The sequence below is a fragment of the Vibrio sp. YQ_11 genome (assembly GCF_043103065.1).
GTDB classification, from domain to species: domain Bacteria; phylum Pseudomonadota; class Gammaproteobacteria; order Enterobacterales; family Vibrionaceae; genus Vibrio; species Vibrio parahaemolyticus.
Genome location: NZ_JBICJM010000051.1, coordinates 1 through 19,572, shown reverse-complemented (window position 1 = coordinate 19,572; position 19,572 = coordinate 1). Strand labels below are relative to the sequence as shown.

Annotated in this window: 15 protein-coding genes; 10 read left to right on the top strand and 5 right to left on the bottom strand. The window is 44.6% G+C overall.

From position 1 onward, the window contains the following. Window positions 1-171: 171 nt before the first annotated feature. From ACF8EG_RS24000 to ACF8EG_RS23985, 4 genes are read right to left on the bottom strand one after another with little or no spacing between them, the layout of a single operon-like run. Entirely contained in the window at window positions 172-555 is a 384-nt protein-coding gene (locus ACF8EG_RS24000; RefSeq protein ID WP_017045314.1) for a TetR/AcrR family transcriptional regulator, read from the bottom strand. Then, window positions 552-2,552 carry a hypothetical protein gene (locus tag ACF8EG_RS23995; RefSeq protein ID WP_276397876.1) on the bottom strand — a complete coding sequence of 667 codons (2,001 nt, stop codon included), beginning with the start codon at window positions 2,550-2,552 and terminating at the stop codon, window positions 552-554. The genes ACF8EG_RS24000 and ACF8EG_RS23995 overlap by 4 nt, the downstream gene beginning before the upstream one ends. After that, a complete protein-coding gene (locus ACF8EG_RS23990) occupies window positions 2,549-5,158 on the bottom strand; it encodes a hypothetical protein (RefSeq protein ID WP_276430403.1) in 2,610 nt (869 codons plus the stop codon). Before ACF8EG_RS23990 ends, ACF8EG_RS23995 begins: the two co-directional genes overlap by 4 nt. Continuing rightward, window positions 5,145-6,488 (bottom strand): site-specific integrase, encoded by a 1,344-nt coding sequence (locus tag ACF8EG_RS23985; protein ID WP_276430405.1) that lies wholly within the window; start codon window positions 6,486-6,488, stop codon window positions 5,145-5,147. The genes ACF8EG_RS23990 and ACF8EG_RS23985 overlap by 14 nt, the downstream gene beginning before the upstream one ends. Before the next feature lie 186 nt (window positions 6,489-6,674). On the opposite strand from ACF8EG_RS23985, the gene ACF8EG_RS23980 reads away from it, so the two are divergent. The 9 genes from ACF8EG_RS23980 to ACF8EG_RS23940 all read left to right on the top strand — a co-directional run bounded on the left by ACF8EG_RS23980 (window position 6,675) and on the right by ACF8EG_RS23940 (window position 18,755). Further along, entirely contained in the window at window positions 6,675-7,262 is a 588-nt protein-coding gene (locus tag ACF8EG_RS23980) for a restriction endonuclease subunit S (protein ID WP_193278978.1), read from the top strand. A 72-nt stretch (window positions 7,263-7,334) separates the two neighbouring features. Next, window positions 7,335-8,879, top strand: coding sequence for a type I restriction-modification system subunit M (locus ACF8EG_RS23975; protein WP_140080429.1), 1,545 nt, complete (start codon window positions 7,335-7,337; stop codon window positions 8,877-8,879). Next, window positions 8,869-10,092: a restriction endonuclease subunit S gene (locus tag ACF8EG_RS23970; protein WP_152948634.1), complete on the top strand. Its 1,224-nt coding sequence runs from the start codon at window positions 8,869-8,871 to the stop codon at window positions 10,090-10,092. Before ACF8EG_RS23975 ends, ACF8EG_RS23970 begins: the two co-directional genes overlap by 11 nt. An 11-nt stretch (window positions 10,093-10,103) precedes the next feature. Next, window positions 10,104-11,189, top strand: coding sequence for an SIR2 family protein (locus ACF8EG_RS23965; RefSeq protein WP_193278979.1), 1,086 nt, complete (start codon window positions 10,104-10,106; stop codon window positions 11,187-11,189). 1 nt (window position 11,190) lies between these two features. Continuing rightward, complete coding sequence (locus ACF8EG_RS23960; protein WP_152948636.1) at window positions 11,191-12,930, top strand: ATP-binding protein; 1,740 nt, start codon at window positions 11,191-11,193, stop codon at window positions 12,928-12,930. Window positions 12,931-12,975: 45 nt separating this feature from the next. Next, window positions 12,976-16,257, top strand: coding sequence for an HsdR family type I site-specific deoxyribonuclease (locus ACF8EG_RS23955; protein WP_193278980.1), 3,282 nt, complete (start codon window positions 12,976-12,978; stop codon window positions 16,255-16,257). A 14-nt stretch (window positions 16,258-16,271) separates the two neighbouring features. After that, entirely contained in the window at window positions 16,272-17,021 is a 750-nt protein-coding gene (locus ACF8EG_RS23950) for a M48 family metallopeptidase (protein ID WP_152948638.1), read from the top strand. Window positions 17,022-17,046: 25 nt separating this feature from the next. Then, entirely contained in the window at window positions 17,047-17,643 is a 597-nt protein-coding gene (locus ACF8EG_RS23945; protein ID WP_036941080.1) for a hypothetical protein, read from the top strand. Further along, window positions 17,643-18,755: a hypothetical protein gene (locus ACF8EG_RS23940; RefSeq protein ID WP_140072676.1), complete on the top strand. Its 1,113-nt coding sequence runs from the start codon at window positions 17,643-17,645 to the stop codon at window positions 18,753-18,755. The genes ACF8EG_RS23945 and ACF8EG_RS23940 overlap by 1 nt, the downstream gene beginning before the upstream one ends. 43 nt (window positions 18,756-18,798) lie before the next feature. On the opposite strand, the gene ACF8EG_RS23935 is transcribed toward ACF8EG_RS23940, so the two are convergent. After that, the gene (locus ACF8EG_RS23935; protein ID WP_017045299.1) at window positions 18,799-19,011 is read right to left on the bottom strand and encodes a helix-turn-helix domain-containing protein; all 213 of its coding nucleotides are present in this window, start codon (window positions 19,009-19,011) and stop codon (window positions 18,799-18,801) included. A 115-nt stretch (window positions 19,012-19,126) separates the two neighbouring features. On the opposite strand from ACF8EG_RS23935, the gene ACF8EG_RS23930 reads away from it, so the two are divergent. After that, on the top strand, window positions 19,127-19,534 hold the full coding sequence (locus tag ACF8EG_RS23930; RefSeq protein ID WP_052127963.1) for an HNH endonuclease: 408 nt from the start codon (window positions 19,127-19,129) through the stop codon (window positions 19,532-19,534). Window positions 19,535-19,572: the final 38 nt, after the last annotated feature.

Here is a 19,572-nt window from a genome sequence, read left to right as displayed (position 1 = left end):
TGAAAAAGTGTTACATGGTGATTTGGCGGGGACTCTGGGGTAGTAACACTTTCGGTAGTGTTTCGAGCCTAAATCTTAGAATCGCTGTCCGAAAAGATCCTAGAGTGTTACGCCAAATGCGATCATGGAGACCGCAGAACTTAATCTCGACAGCAATGCTTTATTTGGTTGTTACTTTATCTCACGCAAGCGGTTAAGAGCTTCAACATGCTCTTCAGCCAGTTGGTCGTACATCGAATAGACTTGTTGAATATGGGCAAGCAAAGAGGGGAAGTCCGTTGATTTCTCTTGCTCAAGCTTTTTATTTTTTCTTGTGGCTGATGATAGTTTGATTTTAAGCTTCTCTAACTCCGCTATATCGCTATCCCGTTTCAGTTGTTCAGTTTGCTTTACTTGCTCGTCTTTAATTATGCACTTTAAATCTGGATAGCGGTTATAAATGATGGAATGGCTTAATCCAGCTCTATCAGCAACTGATTTAATGCTTACTTTTTTACCTTCGCTAATCAGTTCATATAAGGCATCTATTAGGGACCTCCTGGTATTCTCACTCATGCTTGATCAACCCCTCTTAACGGATCTAACTGTTCAATAATAACCCTGGCAGCCTCTAGGTTACTTTTTAGAACCATACTAAAAGAATGCAACTTTTCCCGAACCCCATCTGGCGCTGATTCAATCTTCTTGATTTTATCTTCACAGTTCAGCTGAATTGATTTCCAGTAAGTTAAGTGCCTAGGCGTTGCAATGTATCCGTCGCAATAAACACAATGGCTCGGATCCGCTACATTCTTGACTTTACAATCCTTAGCTTTCGTACAATAACCGTGCCCAACTCCTCGCAAGTCGTTTGAGTTTTTCGATATAAATTCCACCAGTTGATTTATATCTTTGAAATGTGGTTGAACATTTTCTTCAACTTGGTTTCCCAACATTTCTTTGATTCGACTAGAGAACCGTGCACCACCGTGCCCAGCAATATTTCCATCGAGTGAGGCCTCGACAATCTCATTCACCGTCAAACTTGTAATATGCTCTGAAAACTCATCCGCTATATTTAGCAGTTCCCCGATAGACTCGAATCCGCGCTGGGCGTAGACCAGGGTCATATTCTGCCATAAGTGCTTGTACTGATATCTAATATCATCCAACTCACCTAAGCGGTTTGCGATGATAAACCAGGCAAATGTGTGCCTGAACTGATGAGGAGTGAAGTTGAAGTAATCACCTACCTTGTATGGTTGATGTCGATCTGAATTGTTTGGCGCAACTGATTTGTAATTACATCCAAGGCGATCAAGTTGCTCTATATCTGATGTATTGAGAGGGATCTTAAAGAAGTCACTAATATTGAAAGCGGCAGAATTTGGTCGCTTATTCATGCGATAGAATCCGCAGCTAGTAAGCGAATAGTTAACTGTAAAGATATACTTATATCTTAGCCCTTGCTGCAATTCATTTAGATATTCATCCGAGATTTCAGATGACAGATACTCAATGATGGCAGTAGCTTTTTCATAAACCACTTCATTCAACGTGGATATGAGAGTTAAGTATTTTGAAACAATCTCTCCGCATACCCATTCTACTTTCTGCGAACCATCAGTTGTTTTTGTTAGCTCGGATAGCAGCGAGTAGTGAAGCTCGCCAGTATCACTCTCTCTAGTGACTAAACAATCATTTGCAAGAGCTAGCGCCTCTCCATCACGCATCCCTGTAAAGGCCAATACTAATACATTTACTAAGCCTCTTATTCTACCAATCTTTGCTGTTACAGCTGCATCACCTCCGCCGCAGATGCTTCTGTACCGCCCGTTTACAATTTTGTACTGACCTATTTCTATTCTTCGTATGTCATCGGATTGACGTCGAATCCATTCGTCACGAATTTCATTGATCAAATCAAGCTCATAGATAACTTTTGAAATTATTTTTTTTAGAACACCACAAGGAATAACCGGGTGTTTCTTTCTTCCGTTTATTTGATAAGCGGCCACGATTGGCGTGAACTTATCAGAAATCAAATTAAATGATTCCTTTCCTAGTAAGCCGTAGCATTTCAACCATTTAGTAGCAGTGTTAATCGAAACGCACAAACTAGGCTTATCGTTAGCTCCAACGTAACTAATAGCTTCAGCGCAGTAGTGTGATGTTTTTAAATTATTGAGTTTATCGAGTTCGATCCAAGAATGAATTCGATTTACGCAAAGAAATCGGGCAATAGTCATCAGACTTCTTGCCCCATTTATAATGGTACTCCATTTCAGCGGCGGCATACCCTTACCAATCCCTGACGTGTACAGTGCCAATATCAGTATCTTGAATTCATACTCAAACTCGATGCTGAGTCCATTAAACGATATCCCAATCTTTTCTCCAATCGGCTTCCATGTGGCATCTGAAAGCCTAACCTCCCGTGAGTAACCGATACGATCAGAACCACTCCAGACAATTTCATCGCGTAAAGATAGCCAGCGTTTTTCGCAATATGGCTTTATATTGTATTCCCCAATGCCACTGAGGCACTCTGAAAGTACGAAGGAAATGCTCATATAACACCTGCGATATCAGATATGGCAAAGTTCCAGATTGGATGCAGACCGTTATTTTTAAACAATGTCCGCCCCAAATTAACCTGATCAGAATTTGTAATTTTTAGCCTAGATATGATCACATCAACTCTTTCAGATAAAGCGCGATGAGCCTGCTTTTGCAGGCTAACATCGGAAAAATGCGCGATAGCCCCCTGCATATCACCTAGGACATAATCTTTGAAAGACAGCAATTGCCAGACATGATCGGCATCAGCTACAACCCTGTAGTGTTTACACCATATGCACGCCATAAAATCACCGCATCTGTCGATTTTATTAGACGCTAATAACCTGTTTTGCTTTGCATAATAGTGCGCTTCTTTAGAGCCTTTCTCCGCGTTACATCCTCCTACCGGGGTTAGTTGAGTGCCAGATTCGTATTCAGTCACAATTTCGATGTTAGAAGATAACTCCTTTCCAACAAAATACTGCTCCATAATCTTAGTTGCATCGCTCAGTGTTGTTTTTGAAGATACCTCACTAACTCGTTGGTAATTTTTTATAAAGGTCGGGTATGAATGCTTAAAGGTATCTTTGTATCTTTTAAAATCTTTTGAAAGTTGGCGATAGACTTCATTAGAACCTGTTTTTCTGAGCTTTACGGAGTTGTATTTTACTTTGCACCCAAGCCCCATCAGAATCGTAGCTATCCTGGCTACAACAACGTTGTAATCTATCGTTTTGAGTTGGCCTAGCTCTTCATAAATAAATAGAAATCTTGAATTATCATGTCCAGCATACTTGCTCCTGGTAGTTCTTGTTAAAGTATCCCGTACTGTTAGCAAATCATGAATAGCGGATCGTGATGACTTATAGTCAAAGTTAAAATGGTCTGTCTGATAGCTTTTACGGGGCTTTTGAACAAGCATTGTTATAGGTCGATTGCTTGTTGGTATGTCAACTTGCTGAATATCCGAACACTCGATTTTAGCTATTGAAGATGTATTCCAGCACGTCTTAATTTGTATTCTTGCAAAATACATGGCCAGCTTATCCTGCAATAGCCAGTCATTCTTTAAAATTCCTTTTTCAATATGAAACGTTAGCTCCCGTACTTCATCCAACGTATATGTATCACAACTTTTCATTCTCGAAGCATGCACAGCATGCCTATTGCTAGTTACCCGATATGCATTAATAAATTTCTGTCCAGTTATTCCGCAAAGCCATCTGATAGCGGAAATATAACCTTCAGCTGTTCGTCTTGAGACGGATTTTGTAAGGACATCCGCTTGTATTCTGGACAAAATATCAAGCTGAATATTACCGTCGTTCGCAGATAGCAGGCTCAGACCAAGACCTTTTATCGCACCCCTATTACAATAGCTTGAAAACACTTTGACTAGTTTTGAGAAGCGGGCATGAAGGGTTTCAGCCCCATAGTTTTTCTGACCAATAAGTTCGGTTTCTTCTTCATGAATACGAACGATATCTTCTCTAAGCTTTGAACAAATTTCAGATATGTAAGATATATCAAGGGTTTTAACTTTCCCTGACCCCTCATTTTCAAAGCATAAAATATCTTGAAATAATATTCGTTGACTAACTTCCACCCCAGAGTAGTGCTCGTATAGATTTGCAACCGAAGTCGCCTCATACTGCTTGTAGTATTGAAAAATATCTTTTAGTGGGCGATAGTCGTTCGCAGCCAAAGCATCTAGGCCAACTTCCATAAATAGCTTTTTAAAATATTCGTCTTTCTTAACAAATCTCAGAATTGTTCTTATGGCGCATGATAGCCGCCCCTTAATCCCACCCGAACTATGCCCATACTCGCCTGAATAGTAAGTATTTCCAACAAGTGCTTTTATCTGCATCAATGCAATTCTTGATGTAGCATGGAGTTCAGTGACATCCAGGCTCCTTCCGCCAATCAACAGCTTTTGTCTATAGAAAAGATCAGGATATACAACCTCAATAAAAGCCCTTAGCTGTGATCTAACAGGCATTACCCTGTGCTTCTTAATACCTGCTTCGATCAGATGACCCTCATCGAGCACAGATTCTAGAAGCACCATAACATCAGAGTCCTCATCAGATGCTAACGCTTTAATGATACTCACAACTTGTTGTACAACCGCTACTTTAGTAGCCTTAGATAAAGCTTCTGAGTCAACAAATTTCGTTATTGCGCTTCTTACTGAATCTCCAAGCAGCTCAGATTTCAGATAGATATCTAATAAACCAACCAAGGATCCATGAACCGCAACAAAGGTTGGTTTTCCTGTGTAGTTTTCTGGATGAATAAGCCTATAAAGGAAGTCCAATGACCGAGTGAATGCAACGGCCTTCTGCTTTTCCAAATTGCTAAATGCAGCGATTTCTAAATGAAGCCAATATTTTTGATCTCTGAGTGACTTCACTCCATGATTTTGAAGATGAGCAAGGTGATCAGCACTCACTTCAGGCCAGGCCTTTATTCCTTGTAAAAGGCCATTACGATAACCTTTCACTGTAACCTTGCTGGCCTTAATCGAGCCATTTTCGATTTTGTAGTGAAGCTCCATAAACTCCTGTTCTAACGCAGGAGATATATCGCAAAGCCTTTGTCTAGGATTGGTCATCATCCCTCCCTAGCAAGTACTGATAATCGCCAACAAGCCGCACATCGATGCCGTCGAATATTGTGTCTGACCAACCTTTCATTTCACTATCAAAGGTCACTGCACGAGCGAAGTTTAAATACTTCCGTGTTGTTGAGAAGTTTGAATGACCAAGTAACGCCATCAATTTAAACTCGATGAACCCAGGCTCTAAGCCTTTGTCGAGCATGTACTTGGCAAGGTTGGTTGCATATGTTGACCGTAAGTCATGAAAGCTTCGCTCCAGAGCGATACCAGCAAGCGACAACTCTTTGCGAGCAATGATGACGGTATTACTAACGGACTTTTCAGAAATCCCTAATCCAGAACGATTAATAAATAGTGGCCTATCGCTATTCGTTCCATTCTTCACTTCCCACTTCATAACTCTACGTATTCGTTCATCACTATTTTTGTAATGCCACAATCGTTGCATTAGTGTACGCGGTATTAGTATCTGGCGTTCTTTATTCCCCTTACCTGTGATGTTTGCATGATATGAAGCTACGTCACTTATTGATGGATCGACTGCGTGAACATCCAAAAACCGAGCAATTTCAAAAGCCCTCATACCAGTGAAAAGGGCTAGATCTATCCAGAGGCGTCTTGCAGGAGACTTGATGTATTGAGTGCCATATAGAGCGCTAAGCTCTTCAGTGGTATATGGAGACAATTGGTCACTAGGTAGTGATTTCTGTCGGTATTTCCTCGGTATCGTTAGATCGGATGTGTGAACGGTTATTCCAGATGAACGATGAGCCATAGAGAATATCGAGTTAATATCTGAGTGATCGCTGCTGCGTTTAATATGTAACTGCTGATATTCAAAAGGCAGTTTTTCTATAGTCCCTCTACGACGAGCCCACTCGTAAAATTGTCTAACATGCGTCATATACAAATTGGCGCTATCGCGGCCTAAAGATTTTGCCTGGATCAAATCGATTAGAAATTTTCTAAACCGATAAACAGGGAGCCAATACTTGGCACGCTGTGTCGATGCCTGAGCAGTAACCTGGCGCCAATCAACGTTTTCCTCTGCGAGCCAACTAAGAAAAATACACAGCGAGTTTGCTATTGATTGCATCGTCTTGAGAGAGACACCACCCAATGGGTTCGATCTAGCAGCTCGTTTAGGAGCGCGATACAGCCCCTTGTAACGGTGCTCCAGGAATAAATTCATTTCCAGAGCATCAAACTGGCGTTCATGCGACCAAATGAGAGGAAAATTATCTACCCAATGATCTTTCCGGTATTCAATGACTCTTATCCCTTGATGGCCAGTCTCACCCGAGAACACTGGTAAGGAACCCACATTGAATCGCACCCTATACACCCTTGATAGTTTTTTTTGCATCATTACCTATGACGTATTTCATATAATCAACAAAAAGCCCTCGATAGGTTTATTTGCATCAAAGGCGATGAAACAACTTTAGCTTGACATTTAACCAGGATCAACAGAATATTTCTGCATCATTGACTATGAATAGGTGAAGGTTTGAAGCTCAAACAGATAGCAACCATCAATGCAGGCTATCCATTTCGGGGCAAAATTCCTGAAGTGCCAGGCTCTGCCGTGGTCGCGGTTCAGATGAAGGATGTCTCGCTAACCGAAGGGATTCGCTGGTCAGACTGTTTGGAAACCACGCTTCCCGGCAAGCGCGAACCCGACTACCTCACTACAGGTGATATTTTAGTGGCCGCACGTGGCAGCCATAACTACGCCGTGCAGGTGGATCAGTTATTGACCACCACAGGTAAACAGGCCGTTGCCGCACCACATTTTTTTGTAATCAGCCTGAAGAAGAAAGAAATCCTGCCTGAATTTATGGTTTGGCTACTGAATCAGGTACCGGCTCAGCGATATTTTGAGCAGAATGCTGAAGGCACCTTAACAAAAAGTATTCGCCGCTGTGTGCTGGAAGATGCCCCAGTAGTTGTTCCGCCACTTGCCAAGCAGCGAGCAATCATTGCGATGGCCAACACGTTGGGTGAAGAGCAAAGGCTGATACAGAGGCTAGTAAACAACGGTGAGCGCATGATGGGCGCAATCGCCAACGACTTGTACCAGACGCATAGCCACTAAACAGCCAGCACAGCAAATTTAAGACTTGAACTGGGCCAGCCACTAATTGGCCCCACTAAAAGGAAACAATGGATGAACGATACAGCCATGAGCCGTAACGATAAAATTAACCAAGACAGCATTAACAAAGCGCTGTGGAATGCCTGTGATACCTTCCGTGGCACCATCAGCGCCGATACCTATAAAGACTTCATCCTGACCATGCTGTTCCTCAAATACATCTCCGATGTATGGCAGGATCACTACGATGGTTACAAGGCCGAGTACGGCGATGAGCCGGAACTAATCGAAGAGATGATGAAAAATGAGCGGTTTGTACTGCCCAAAGCGGCCAGCTTCTACGCCCTGTACGAACGCCGTCATGAACCCGGCAACGGCGAACGCATCGACCAGGCGCTGCACGCCATTGAAGAAGCCAACGGCACCAAACTGAAAGACGCAGGCAAGAGTGTGTTCCAGGACATCAGCTTTAACACCGACAAACTGGGTGAAGAGAAGCAAAAGAACACCATTCTGCGTCACCTGCTGGAAGACTTTGCCAAACCCGAGCTGAACCTCAAACCCAGCCGTGTTGGAACGTTGGATGTGATCGGTAACGCCTACGAATATTTGATCAAAAACTTCGCGGCCAGTGGTGGCCAGAAAGCCGGTGAGTTTTATACACCGCCAGAAGTCTCGGATCTCATCGCTGAGTTGTTAGACCCGCAACCGGGCGACAGCATCTGCGACCCTGCCTGTGGTTCTGGCTCGCTACTAATGAAGTGTGGCCGCAAAGTCGTGGCGAATCACGGTAGTAAGCAATACGCCCTGTACGGACAAGAAGCCATTGGTTCCACCTGGTCGCTGGCCAAAATGAATATGTTCCTGCACGGCGAAGACAACCACAAAATTGAATGGGGCGACACCATCCGCAACCCTAAGTTACTGGATAAAAATGGCGATCTAATGCTGTTTGATATTGTGACTGCCAACCCCCCCTTCTCTTTGGATAAGTGGGGCCATGACGAAGCCGAACACGACAAGTTCAGCCGCTTCCGTCGTGGTGTTCCGCCGAAAACCAAGGGCGACTACGCCTTTATCCTACATATGATTGAAACGCTAAAACCTAAGACTGGTCGTATGGGTGTAGTTGTACCTCATGGCGTACTATTTCGTGGGTCCAGTGAAGGCAAAATCCGCCAAAAACTGATTGATGAAAACCTATTGGATGCCGTGATTGGCCTGCCTGAGAAACTGTTTTATGGTACAGGCATTCCTGCAGCAATTCTGATTTTCAAAAAAGCAAAAGTAGACGACAGCGTCCTGTTTATCGATGCCTCACGCGAGTTTAAATCTGGTAAAAATCAGAACCAACTCAGTGAGAAAAATATTGATACGATCGTCGCTACTTACCGATCGGGAGAAAACGTCGATAAATATGCGTATCTTGCCAGTCTCGAAGAGATCAAAGAGAACGATTACAACCTGAACATCCCGCGCTATGTCGATACCTTTGAAGAAGAGGAAGAAATCGATCTGATGGCGGTGCGAGCCGAGCGCGAGCAGCTGAAAGCGCAACTGACCGAGCTGGAAACCGAGATGGCCAAGTATCTGGAGGAGCTTGGTTATGGCGCGTAGTTTAGCTAAAGACGGCATCCCTAGTGGGTGGAAGTACGACCTGCTGGACAAATTCGCAACCCGTTGCAGCGGTCATACACCGAGTAAATCTTTTCCAGAATACTGGGATGGAGGGATTAAATGGATATCCCTAGCAGATAGCTTCCGCTTAGATAAAGGGTATGTCTACGAAACAGATAAGGAAATATCTGAAGCAGGAATAGCGAATAGCTCCGCTGAACTACACCCAGCAGAAACTGTCGTTTTATCGCGTGACGCTGGCATAGGTAAAAGTGGCGTAATGGCTGTTCCTATGGCAGTCAGCCAACATTTTATTGCGTGGAAGTGCGACAACACGAAAAAACTAAATAGTTGGTTTCTGTATAACTGGCTTCAGTTGAATAAGGCTGAGTTTGAACGCCAGGCTGTTGGCTCAACTATTAAAACAATTGGATTGCCGTATTTTAAAAAGCTAAAAATCGCGGTTCCTCCATACATAGAACAAAAGAAAATTGCCAAAATCCTCTCCACTTGGGATAAGGCCATCACCACCACCGAAGAGCTGCTAAATAACAGCCAACAGCAGAAAAAGGCCCTGATGCAACAACTGCTCACCGGCAAAAAACGCCTGCTGGATAAGAATGGAGTTAGGTTTAGTGGCGAGTGGAAAGCAACTGCTGTTGCCGCTTTCATTAAAGAAAGCCGTGTGCCAGGATCTACTGGCGACATCGCTAAGAAAATTACCGTAAAGCTTTATGGCAATGGGGTTGTTGCCAAAGATGAAAAAAGAAGCGGAAGCGAATCGACAAAATACTATCGGCGTTCAGCAGGCCAGTTTATCTACAGCAAACTGGATTTTTTAAATGGCGCCTTTGGCATCATCCCCGAAGAGCTTGATGGCTATGAGTCCACACTTGATTTACCAGCCTTCGACTTTCTCGGAAACGTGAATGTTGAATGGTTCACCTATTACGTATCCAGAGAAGAGTTCTACTCGTCGAACTTAGGACTTGCAAATGGTGGTAGGAAGGCTCGGCGTGTTAATCCTAATGACTTGTTGAGAATTAAAATTCCAACGCCAAGTTTGGAAGAACAACAAAAGATCGCCGCCGTACTTTCCACCGCCGATCAGGAAATCACAGCGTTACAACATAAGCTGGAAGCGCTAAAGCAAGAGAAAAAAGCCCTAATGCAGCAGTTGTTGACGGGTAAGCGAAGAGTTTTGGTGAGCTAAGGGGGATGCACGTGGAGCTAACAAAGGATTTTGCATATCAAGCGATTGCTGAGTTTTTTACAGACAAGCCGTTTGTATTATTTGGCACAGGAACTTCATGTGCACTTGATCTGAGTTTTGGGATGCCAGCTCTTGAGCGCCACCTTCGAGCCGAGCTTGCTCATGGAATGAGCGAAGTACAAGAACAGCAATGGCAGCAAGTGGTCTCTGCTCTTGATGCTGGTAGTCATGATTTTGAATCTGCAATGGACTTCATCAAAGATGAGGCTCTGACCAATCGAATAGTCGAACTTACTGCCAGTTTTGTTGCGCACCACGATAATGCTTACGCTCACTCAATCATGTCAGGCTCATGCGATTGGCCTGCTGGCTCACTATTGAAAAAGCTGGTTGAAGCTTTGCCGCAGGCTGATAAACAACTTCACGTCGCTACACCAAATTACGATTTGCTGGCTGAATACGCCTTCGTCCGACACAAGATCCCCTACATTACCGGGTTTCACGGTGGTTTCCTTCGGCGTTACGACTGGGCTGAGGCAAAAAAGTCTGTTCAATCCATTCAGAAAGCTCTTGGTAAGACAAGGCCGCCATTACGAATTGTTGAGTGCAAGCATATCCGACTACACAAGCCACATGGTTCGTTAAATACATTTGAATGGGAAGCTCAGCTTATTGAATGTAACAGCTGGATACTCAACAAGCCTGACGGCGTTGTACGAGCCATGATCACTCCAGGTACGGCCAAATATCAACGATTACACAAGGACAGAGCGCAGCTAGCTGAGTACGACACCGCTGTAGGAAACCATACTAGCTTCCTATTTTTGGGGTTTGGCTTTAACGATTCCCAGCTTGTTAACAACGCATTTAGACAAAAGCTTGAACAAGACCAATGCCGTGCTTTGGTGATCACTCGCGATTCGAACCCAAGAATTGAAGAGTGGCTAGATAAATGTCCGAACATGTGGCTCATCTGCAAACAGGCTGACTCAGAAAAAAGCAGGATCTACAACTCAAAGTATAAAAACTGGCTACATATTGATGACAAGGAATTATGGCGTTTTGACACTTTTACCAACGAATTTTTAGGAGGGTAACATGGCACTTTTTACTTTCAATGATGACAGCTATACACTTGGCAACATCCGTGAAGTTGACACCCGAAAAGTAACCATTCTGGTTAACAGTGATAAAGATCTGCGTAAAGCCAGAGTTGGGCAGCTTGTAACCGTGCAACTCAGCGGTGCAACTGAATGTTGGCTGATTGGCATGATTGATAAAGTCATCAAAGCGGTAGTCACTCAGCCAGTTACGCTGGAGATAGATGAAGATGATGCTGACGAGATAGATGCTTTTGAAGATAGTGTAGTCAATACAGTTAAGATCACGCTGATGGGTGCAGCCCGCTGGGATGCAATCGCTCAAAAATATAAGTTTTCACGATCACTTGATCACGTCCCTGAAATCGACTCAACCTGCTACGTGCTTAAAGACTCTCACCTAGAAGAATTCATGCGAGTGATCTCTGAGTGTGGCGATGGAGAGCACTCGCTGGAACTTGGCTCTTATAAGCTTAATGAAAACGCCCGCGCTTATGTAGATGGCAATAAACTTTTCCAGCGGCATGCCGCTTTGCTTGGCAGTACCGGCTCTGGTAAATCATGGACGGTTGCCTCTATTTTGGAAAGAAGCTCGCAGCTACCTTCTTCAAACCTTGTTGTATTCGACCTGCATGGTGAGTACAAGGAACTTTCTTATGCTAAGCAGCTGAGAGTACCAGGGCCGGATGAGGTTGACGTAGAGGATGATTCACTGCTCTTTCTGCCGTATTGGTTGCTCAATTCAGAAGAGATTCAATCATTATTCGTTGATCGCAGCGAGTTCAGTGCACATAACCAAGTGGTGGTTGTGCAAGATGCCATAACAGAGCAAAAGAAAGCATTCTTACAAGCGCATGGTCGAACCGATCTTTTGCAGTCTTTTACTCTAGACAGTCCGATTCCATACTCCTTAAATGAAGTTATTGGAAAGCTTAAATATCTAAACGAAGAGAAGGTTGAAGGATCACGAGGCCCCAAAAACGGCCCATTCAATGGCGAATTTTCTAGATTGTTAGTTCGCATGGCCAGCCGCTTGAATGATCGTCGCTACGGATTCCTATTTAATAGTCCGGACAAATACAACCAATACGATTCATTGAGTATGATTGCTGAAAAATTGATGGGTTTTGGCAATCATAAGCAAAGCATTAAAGTAATCGACTTCTCAGAGGTTCCTGCTGACATACTGCCAGTCATCATTGGCCTGGTTGCTCGTATTATCTATCAGGTTCAATTCTGGACTGATCCGAATAGCCGCAGACCAGTTGCTTTTGTCTGCGATGAGGCTCACCTATATCTACCAAGAAAAGAAGGCAACCCAGTTGAGCGCAGAGCGGTCGAAGCATTTGAGAAAATAGCTAAAGAAGGTCGAAAATATGGCGTTGCACTCATGATTGTGAGCCAACGGCCTTCAGATGTAAGTGCCACCATTCTAAGCCAGTGTAACAACATCATTTCATTGCGTTTAACGAACGCGGATGACCAAGCAACTGTTCGAAAATTACTACCAGAAAGCCTAGAAAGCCTCTTAGAAGCATTACCCATCATGGATGTTGGCGAAGCCATGGTTGTAGGAGACTCGGTACTGCTGCCGAGTAGAATAAAAATTGATCCTCCTACTGAAAAGCCATTGAGCGCAACAATAGATTTCTGGTCTCGTTGGCAAGAAGACGTTACCAATGCTGATTTTGCATTGGCTGTAGAAAACATGCGCAGACAAAACAGAACAAAGCCATAACCTGAAGCTGCACCTCGGGTATCAGGGGTTGAAGAGAGATAACAAATGACACAATACACACCCAAATTTCAGGAAGAATACAGTGCCAAGTTACCGGCTCTGACGTTATTGACCAACCTCGGGTGGTCGTTCCTCTCTCCTGAACTCGCGTTAGCTGCCCGTGGTGGCAAGACCGATGAAGTGGTTTTACGCCAGGTGTTGCGCAGTGAGCTTCAAAAGCGCACTTTCACCTTTGCCGGTAAAAGCTACCCGCTGTCTGGAAAGGCTATCGACAACCTGATTGCCGAGGTGTGCAGCCCCGCACTTAACGAAGGCTTGTTAACTGCCAATGAGCGCCTGTACAACCACCTGCTGTATGGCATCTCGGTCACTGAGTTTGTCGATGGTAAAAAGGCCAGCCCGACCGTTGCTCTGATTGATTGGCAAAACCCAGCCAATAACAGCTTTGTATTCACCGAAGAGTTTACTGTTACCCGCTCGGGCGGCGTGGAAAACCGCAGACCGGATATTGTCTGCTTTGTGAACGGTATTCCTCTGGTTGTAATTGAGGCGAAACGCCCGGATGGCAATGCGAAAAAGGGCCCCACCATTGACGAAGGCATTTCGCAAAGCCTGCGTAACCAGCGCCATGACGAAATCCCGTTACTGTTCGCCTATAGCCAAATGTTGTTATCCATAAACGGCAACGAAGGCCGTTATGGTACCTGCGGTACGCCCGCTAAATTTTGGGCCGCCTGGCGTGAAGAAGACATCACCGATGCCGAGATGTACGCCATCAAAAACAAAACGCTCAAAGACGAACAGCTGGCAACTTTATTCAGCCACCGCCCGGCAAAAGACCTGGATTGGTACCAGAGCCTGACCGCTGCGGGGGAGCTTGCTGTTACTGGTCAGGATCGATTACTGATCAGCCTGTTAAGTCCTGCCCGACTGTTGGAGATGACACGTTACTTTACCTTGTTCGATAAAAAGGCGGGCAAAATCGTCGCCCGTTATCAGCAGGTGTTTGGTATCAAGCGACTGATTGAACGCATCAATACCCGCAGCGTCACCGGGGGCCGTGAAGGCGGTGTGATCTGGCATACCACGGGGTCGGGTAAGTCATTTACTATGGTGTTTCTAAGTAAGGCGCTGATCCTACACGAAAGCCTGAAGCAATGCCGTATTGTGGTGGTGACTGACCGAGTAGATCTGGAAACCCAGCTGAGCAAAACCTTTGCCTCTGGCGGCGAGCTGGCCGGGAAGAAAGACAAAGAAGCGGCGATGGCAACCTCGGGCAAACGCCTAGCCGAACAGATTGGTAAAGGCACGGAGCGAATTATCTTCTCGCTCATCCAGAAGTTTAATACCGCTACCAAAATGCCGGAGTGTGTGAACAACAGCTCTGACATCATTGTGCTGATTGACGAAGGCCACCGCAGCCAGGGCGGTGAAAACCATATTCGTATGAAGCAGGCGCTGCCTAATGCTGCCTTCGTCGCCTTCACGGGCACACCACTTTTAAAAGACGACAAGACCACCAATAAGTTTGGCCCCATTGTGCATGCTTACACCATGCAGCGCGCCGTGGAAGACCAGACGGTGACGCCGCTGCTATATGAAGAGCGCATCCCAGACCTGGATGTGAATGAACGCGCTATCGACAGTTGGTTTGAGCGTATTACCGAAGGGCTTTCAGACGAGCAAAAGGCCGACCTGAAACGCAAGTTTGCTAAAAAAGGCCAAGTATACGGTGCGGATGATCGCATTCGTTTGATTGCCCTAGATATTGCCAACCATTTCATAAAGAACATCGACGAAGGTTTGAAAGGCCAGTTAGCCTGCGACAGCAAAGTATCTGCCATCAAGTACAAAAAGTATCTGGACGAAGCAGGCTTGTTTGAATCAGCCGTGGTGATGAGCCCGCCGGATAGTCGTGAAGGCAATATCGCTGTCGATGAAGCCACCACACCCGAAGTGACCCAGTGGTGGAAAGAAAATGTGGGCAGCCAGGATGAACAGGCTTACACCAAACACTTGATAGAACGCTTCGACAAAGACGATTCACTGAAGATACTCATCGTAGTTGATAAGCTACTCACCGGCTTTGATGAGCCGAAAAACGCTGTGCTCTATATCGACAAGCCTCTGAAAGAGCACAACCTGATCCAAGCGATTGCACGGGTAAACCGCCTGCACCCGAAAAAGAAATTTGGTCTGCTCATCGACTATCGCGGCATTCTGGCGGAACTGGATACCACCATCCAAAAATATCAGGATCTGGCCTCCCGCACTCAGGGCGGTTACGACATCAATGATATTGCAGGCCTATACAACCAAATGAGTACAGAGTATAAACGCCTACCACAGCTCTTTAAGCAGCTATGGGCCATATTCGATGGCGTCAAAAACAAGAACGACATTGAACAATTGCGTCAGGTGCTAGTACCAAAGATTGAAGAACGAGATGGAGAGCTGGTTGACGTGCATCTAAAGGTGCGTGAAGACTTCTACGAAGCCCTAACGGCCTTCGCAAGCTGTTTAAAGGTAGCGCTGCAATCAGCCACCTTCTTTGAAGATAAGAGCTTTAGCGACCAGGATCGTCGTCACTACAAAGAAACGGTGAAGCAATTCTCCAGCCTGCGCCAACTGGTGCAGCAAGATGCCGGTGAGAGGATTGACTACGACGAATACGCCGAACAAGTGAAAAAGCTGCTGGATAAGCATGTGGTGGGTATTGAGGTGAAAGAACCCGGTGGCGTGTATGAAGTGGGTAAGATGGGGCAAAAGCAACAGCCGGAAGACTGGAGCGAAGATAAAACCCGCAACGAAACCGACATCATCAAAACCCGTGTGACACGCATGATTGAACAAGAGCTACGGGATGACCCTTATGCTCAGGAAGCATTTTCAAAATTGCTGCGCCAAGCTATTGAGGAAGCTGAAAAACTGTTCGACCACCCATTGAAGCAGTACATGCTGTTCCGTGAATTTGAAGAGCAAGTACAAGACAGACGCTTGAACGACATACCCGATGCGTTTGCCGGTAATCGTCATGCTCAGGCTTACTTTGGTGTGTTCAAGAAAGTGCTGCCTGAAGCCTTAGCTGTGCTCGACAGCCAGGTTCAGGATAAGTGGGTCAAAGTCGCCTTTGAAATTGATCAGGCGGTAGAAACCTCTGTCGCGGAAAACTCCATCAACCCACAGAACATCGAAGCCGATATTCGTAAAAAGCTACTGCCGCGCATGTTCCAGGAATGCAAAGCCATTGGGGGCGGCATGGTTCAGGCCAAGAAGATCGTTGAGATGATTGTTCAGATCACTCGGGTCGGGTTGAACGGTGCTTGAATGGGTATAACCAGATGAATGTGCCGATTAAACCTCAAAGTCAGACCATGAGCTTCCGTTATGGTGACGAGCAGATTATGTTTGAGCGAGTTAAGCGCCCGCAAGCCACAGACAAGGTATTAATCAAGGTTCATCCCGATTGTCGGGTAATTGCATTCGCTCCCGAAGAAGCTGACAGCGAAGCTGTGCTATTGGCTGTTAAAAAGCGCGGACGTTGGATATACGAGCAGCTTAGAGATTTCCGCAAACAGCTTGAATTCACCATCCCTCGGCAGTACATCAGTGGTGAAAGCCATTACTACCTAGGGAAACAGTACCTGCTGAAAGTGATTGAAGCGCCGGAGCAGGCTCAAGGTGTGAAACTACTACGTGGCAAGTTGGAAGTTTCGGTAAGAACAAAATCCGCTGACAAGGTTAAAGAGCTACTAACAGACTGGTACAAAGCGCGGGCTAAGGAAACCTTCGCCAAGCGCCTCAATGCCATGCTGGAGCAAGCCCTTTGGGTAGAAGAACGGCCACCGCTTCGCATATTGACCATGCAAACCCAATGGGGCAGCTGTTCACCCAATGGTCGAATCACCCTGAACCCTCACCTGGTTAAAGCACATCGTGAGTGTATTGACTACGTGATTTTGCATGAGCTTTGCCATATCGCAGAGCATAATCATAGCGAGCGGTTTTACCGGCTAATGGGCCAGGTAATGCCAAGGTGGGAAAAGACTAAAGAACGATTGGATGGGATGGCTTCCGTTATCACCAATTGATTATTGAATTCATAGGAGCAAACAAATGCACGACTATGCAATATTTGGGCACAGCAGAGCCACTATAGGAAGATGGCTCGGTGTTGCATCTGTAATTTTAACAGGTGCTGTTTCTTCGTTATTGGTTTGGCTATATGAAGTGACAAGCATAGAAGCATTCGCAACTGCCATAATAACGCCAGCCATAATTTATTTTGTCCTTCACTACTGTTTTGATCGGTTCGGCTGGAAAATTCCGTTCTTTAGTATACCCGACATCAGTGGCATATGGTCAGTGAACGGTGAAACGCTAAATGAAGACGGCTCCACAAAGTACAACTGGGAAGCCGAAATTGATATCGAACAAACTTGGGAAAAAATCTCCATAACTTTAAAAACGGCAAAGAGTTCAAGCGAAAGCTATACCGCTACTCTTGGAAAAAAGCCAGGAACAAAAGGTGGTTGGATTCTTCACTATAGCTATACGAATAACCCTTATACCGATCAATTTCATGAATTGAATTCTCACAAAGGCTATTGCGAATTAGTTTTTAACAAAGATTTAAACCAAGGTGAAGCTGCTTACTTCAATAGTAACGGTAGAAGGACTTTCGGAAGAATGACTTTAAGGAAAGAACAATAATGATCAACTTTGAAAACAGACTAGCAAACCTAAAAAACCGCCGACAAGGGACAGCCGAAAGAGATCGTCTAGAAAAAGGTATGTATTCGTACTACGGCGATCTAAGACCGACAGAAGCGCATGAAAAGCTACATGAAAATGCTGCGATAAAATATGTGATTGGTTCAATGGCGGCAGTCAGCCAAGAGTCTACAAAAGTTTCGAAAGACGAAGGTGAGCGAGTAGCATCAACACTGATTGACATGCTCAAGACGTCAGGAATCAATGCCGAAGCTAGAATGCAAGGCTCTGTTGCATTGGATATTCATATCGAAGGTCATTCTGACGTAGATATGTTGATACTGAAATCGGACGTAATTACTGTCCAAAGACCAGCTTTGCCCGGTACCTACTACTCAGATTCAAGCGATACTCGGCCAATGGTTGATATTGTAAGAGAGTTAAGACTTCAGGCAGAAGCGAAACTCAAGTCTCGCTATCATGCCGCTGAAGTAAACACTAGTGGAGCCAAATCGATTGCCCTTAGTGGTGGTAGCCTTAGACGAAAAGTGGATATCGTTCCAAGTAGTTGGCACGATACGCATGAGTACCAAAGATCAAAGCTTGAGCACTTCAGAGCAGTAAAAATTTACGACAAAGACAATCATGCTTTAATTGAGAACAAGCCTTTTCTGCACATCAAGAAGGTAAATGACAGAGACACTCAGTACGGCGGCAACCTTAAAAAAGTAACTCGGTTAATGAAAAATATAATTGCCGACATGCCAGATTATAAGAAATCAAAAGCAAAAAAACTGACTAGTTATGACATTGCTGCGATTGCCTATTCTATGAACGAAAGATTGTCTTGCAGCCAATACCTACCGCTAACACTCCTCGATAACTTGCGTTCATACTTGCTAATCATTTCATATCTTGATGACGAAAGAAACGCGCTAATAGTCCCTGATGAGTCAAGAAAGATATTCAATGCAGAAGAAAAAGTAGAGGCATTAAGGATACTCTACAACGAAGTCAATGATCTTGCTGAAGCTGTTCAAAAAGCCATTAACCCTCTGAAAGATAAATATGACGGTGATGTATTACGAAATCGCCAAGTGGTGTTTTTTTAGCAGACTAATTAAATGCCCTTCTCGCAATGAGGGGGCATTACACTTAATCAGAAATCAAATCGGAAACTGACACCCTCAAAGCATCAGATATCTGATAGATCTTGGTGAGGGTAATGTTCTGATCACCTCGTTCAATGTGTCCCATATAACTACGGTCGATCCCTGCAAGATCAGCCAACGCTTCCTGAGATAAACCTTTCTCTTTTCTCGTTTGACGAACTTTTTCACCAAAAGCGACTAAGCGCGGATCTTTCATAATTGCTCTGCCCAAAAGACAGAACTATCACCAAATGCAGTCTATATCACCACGGGATATATCGCTCATTTTGAATTAATCTGATATTACGATTTCAATACACTAGGATAACAACATGAAGCTAAGTACTTTGATTCACCGGCAAGGTGGCTTTTGCTTTTACTGTAGAAAGCCGCTTCTTGAGCGTGATGCATCTATTGATCACATCATTCCAAGCTCAATGGGAGATTACCAAGGATTCACCAACCAAGTTGCATGCTGCACACTCATGAATAGCATTCTGCAAGACTTACCACCAAAGCATAAAATAGAACTGCTTTTGAACTGGTGGGGGCGGTCACCTTGTCCCAAGGATATGGCACTTTCCCTTAAAGAAATCGAGAAGCAGCGACAGAACATACTAAATTCAAGTTTTAATGAGCCAATCTACGGCTATAAAAATGGTGGCTTAATAACAGCCGATGAAAATGTAATCTTGGAAGTACCGGAGGAACTTGAAGAGTTAAGACCTATGAAAAAGTAACAATTTCTCTAGATTCTTGAAGATGGACTTTGTTAGAA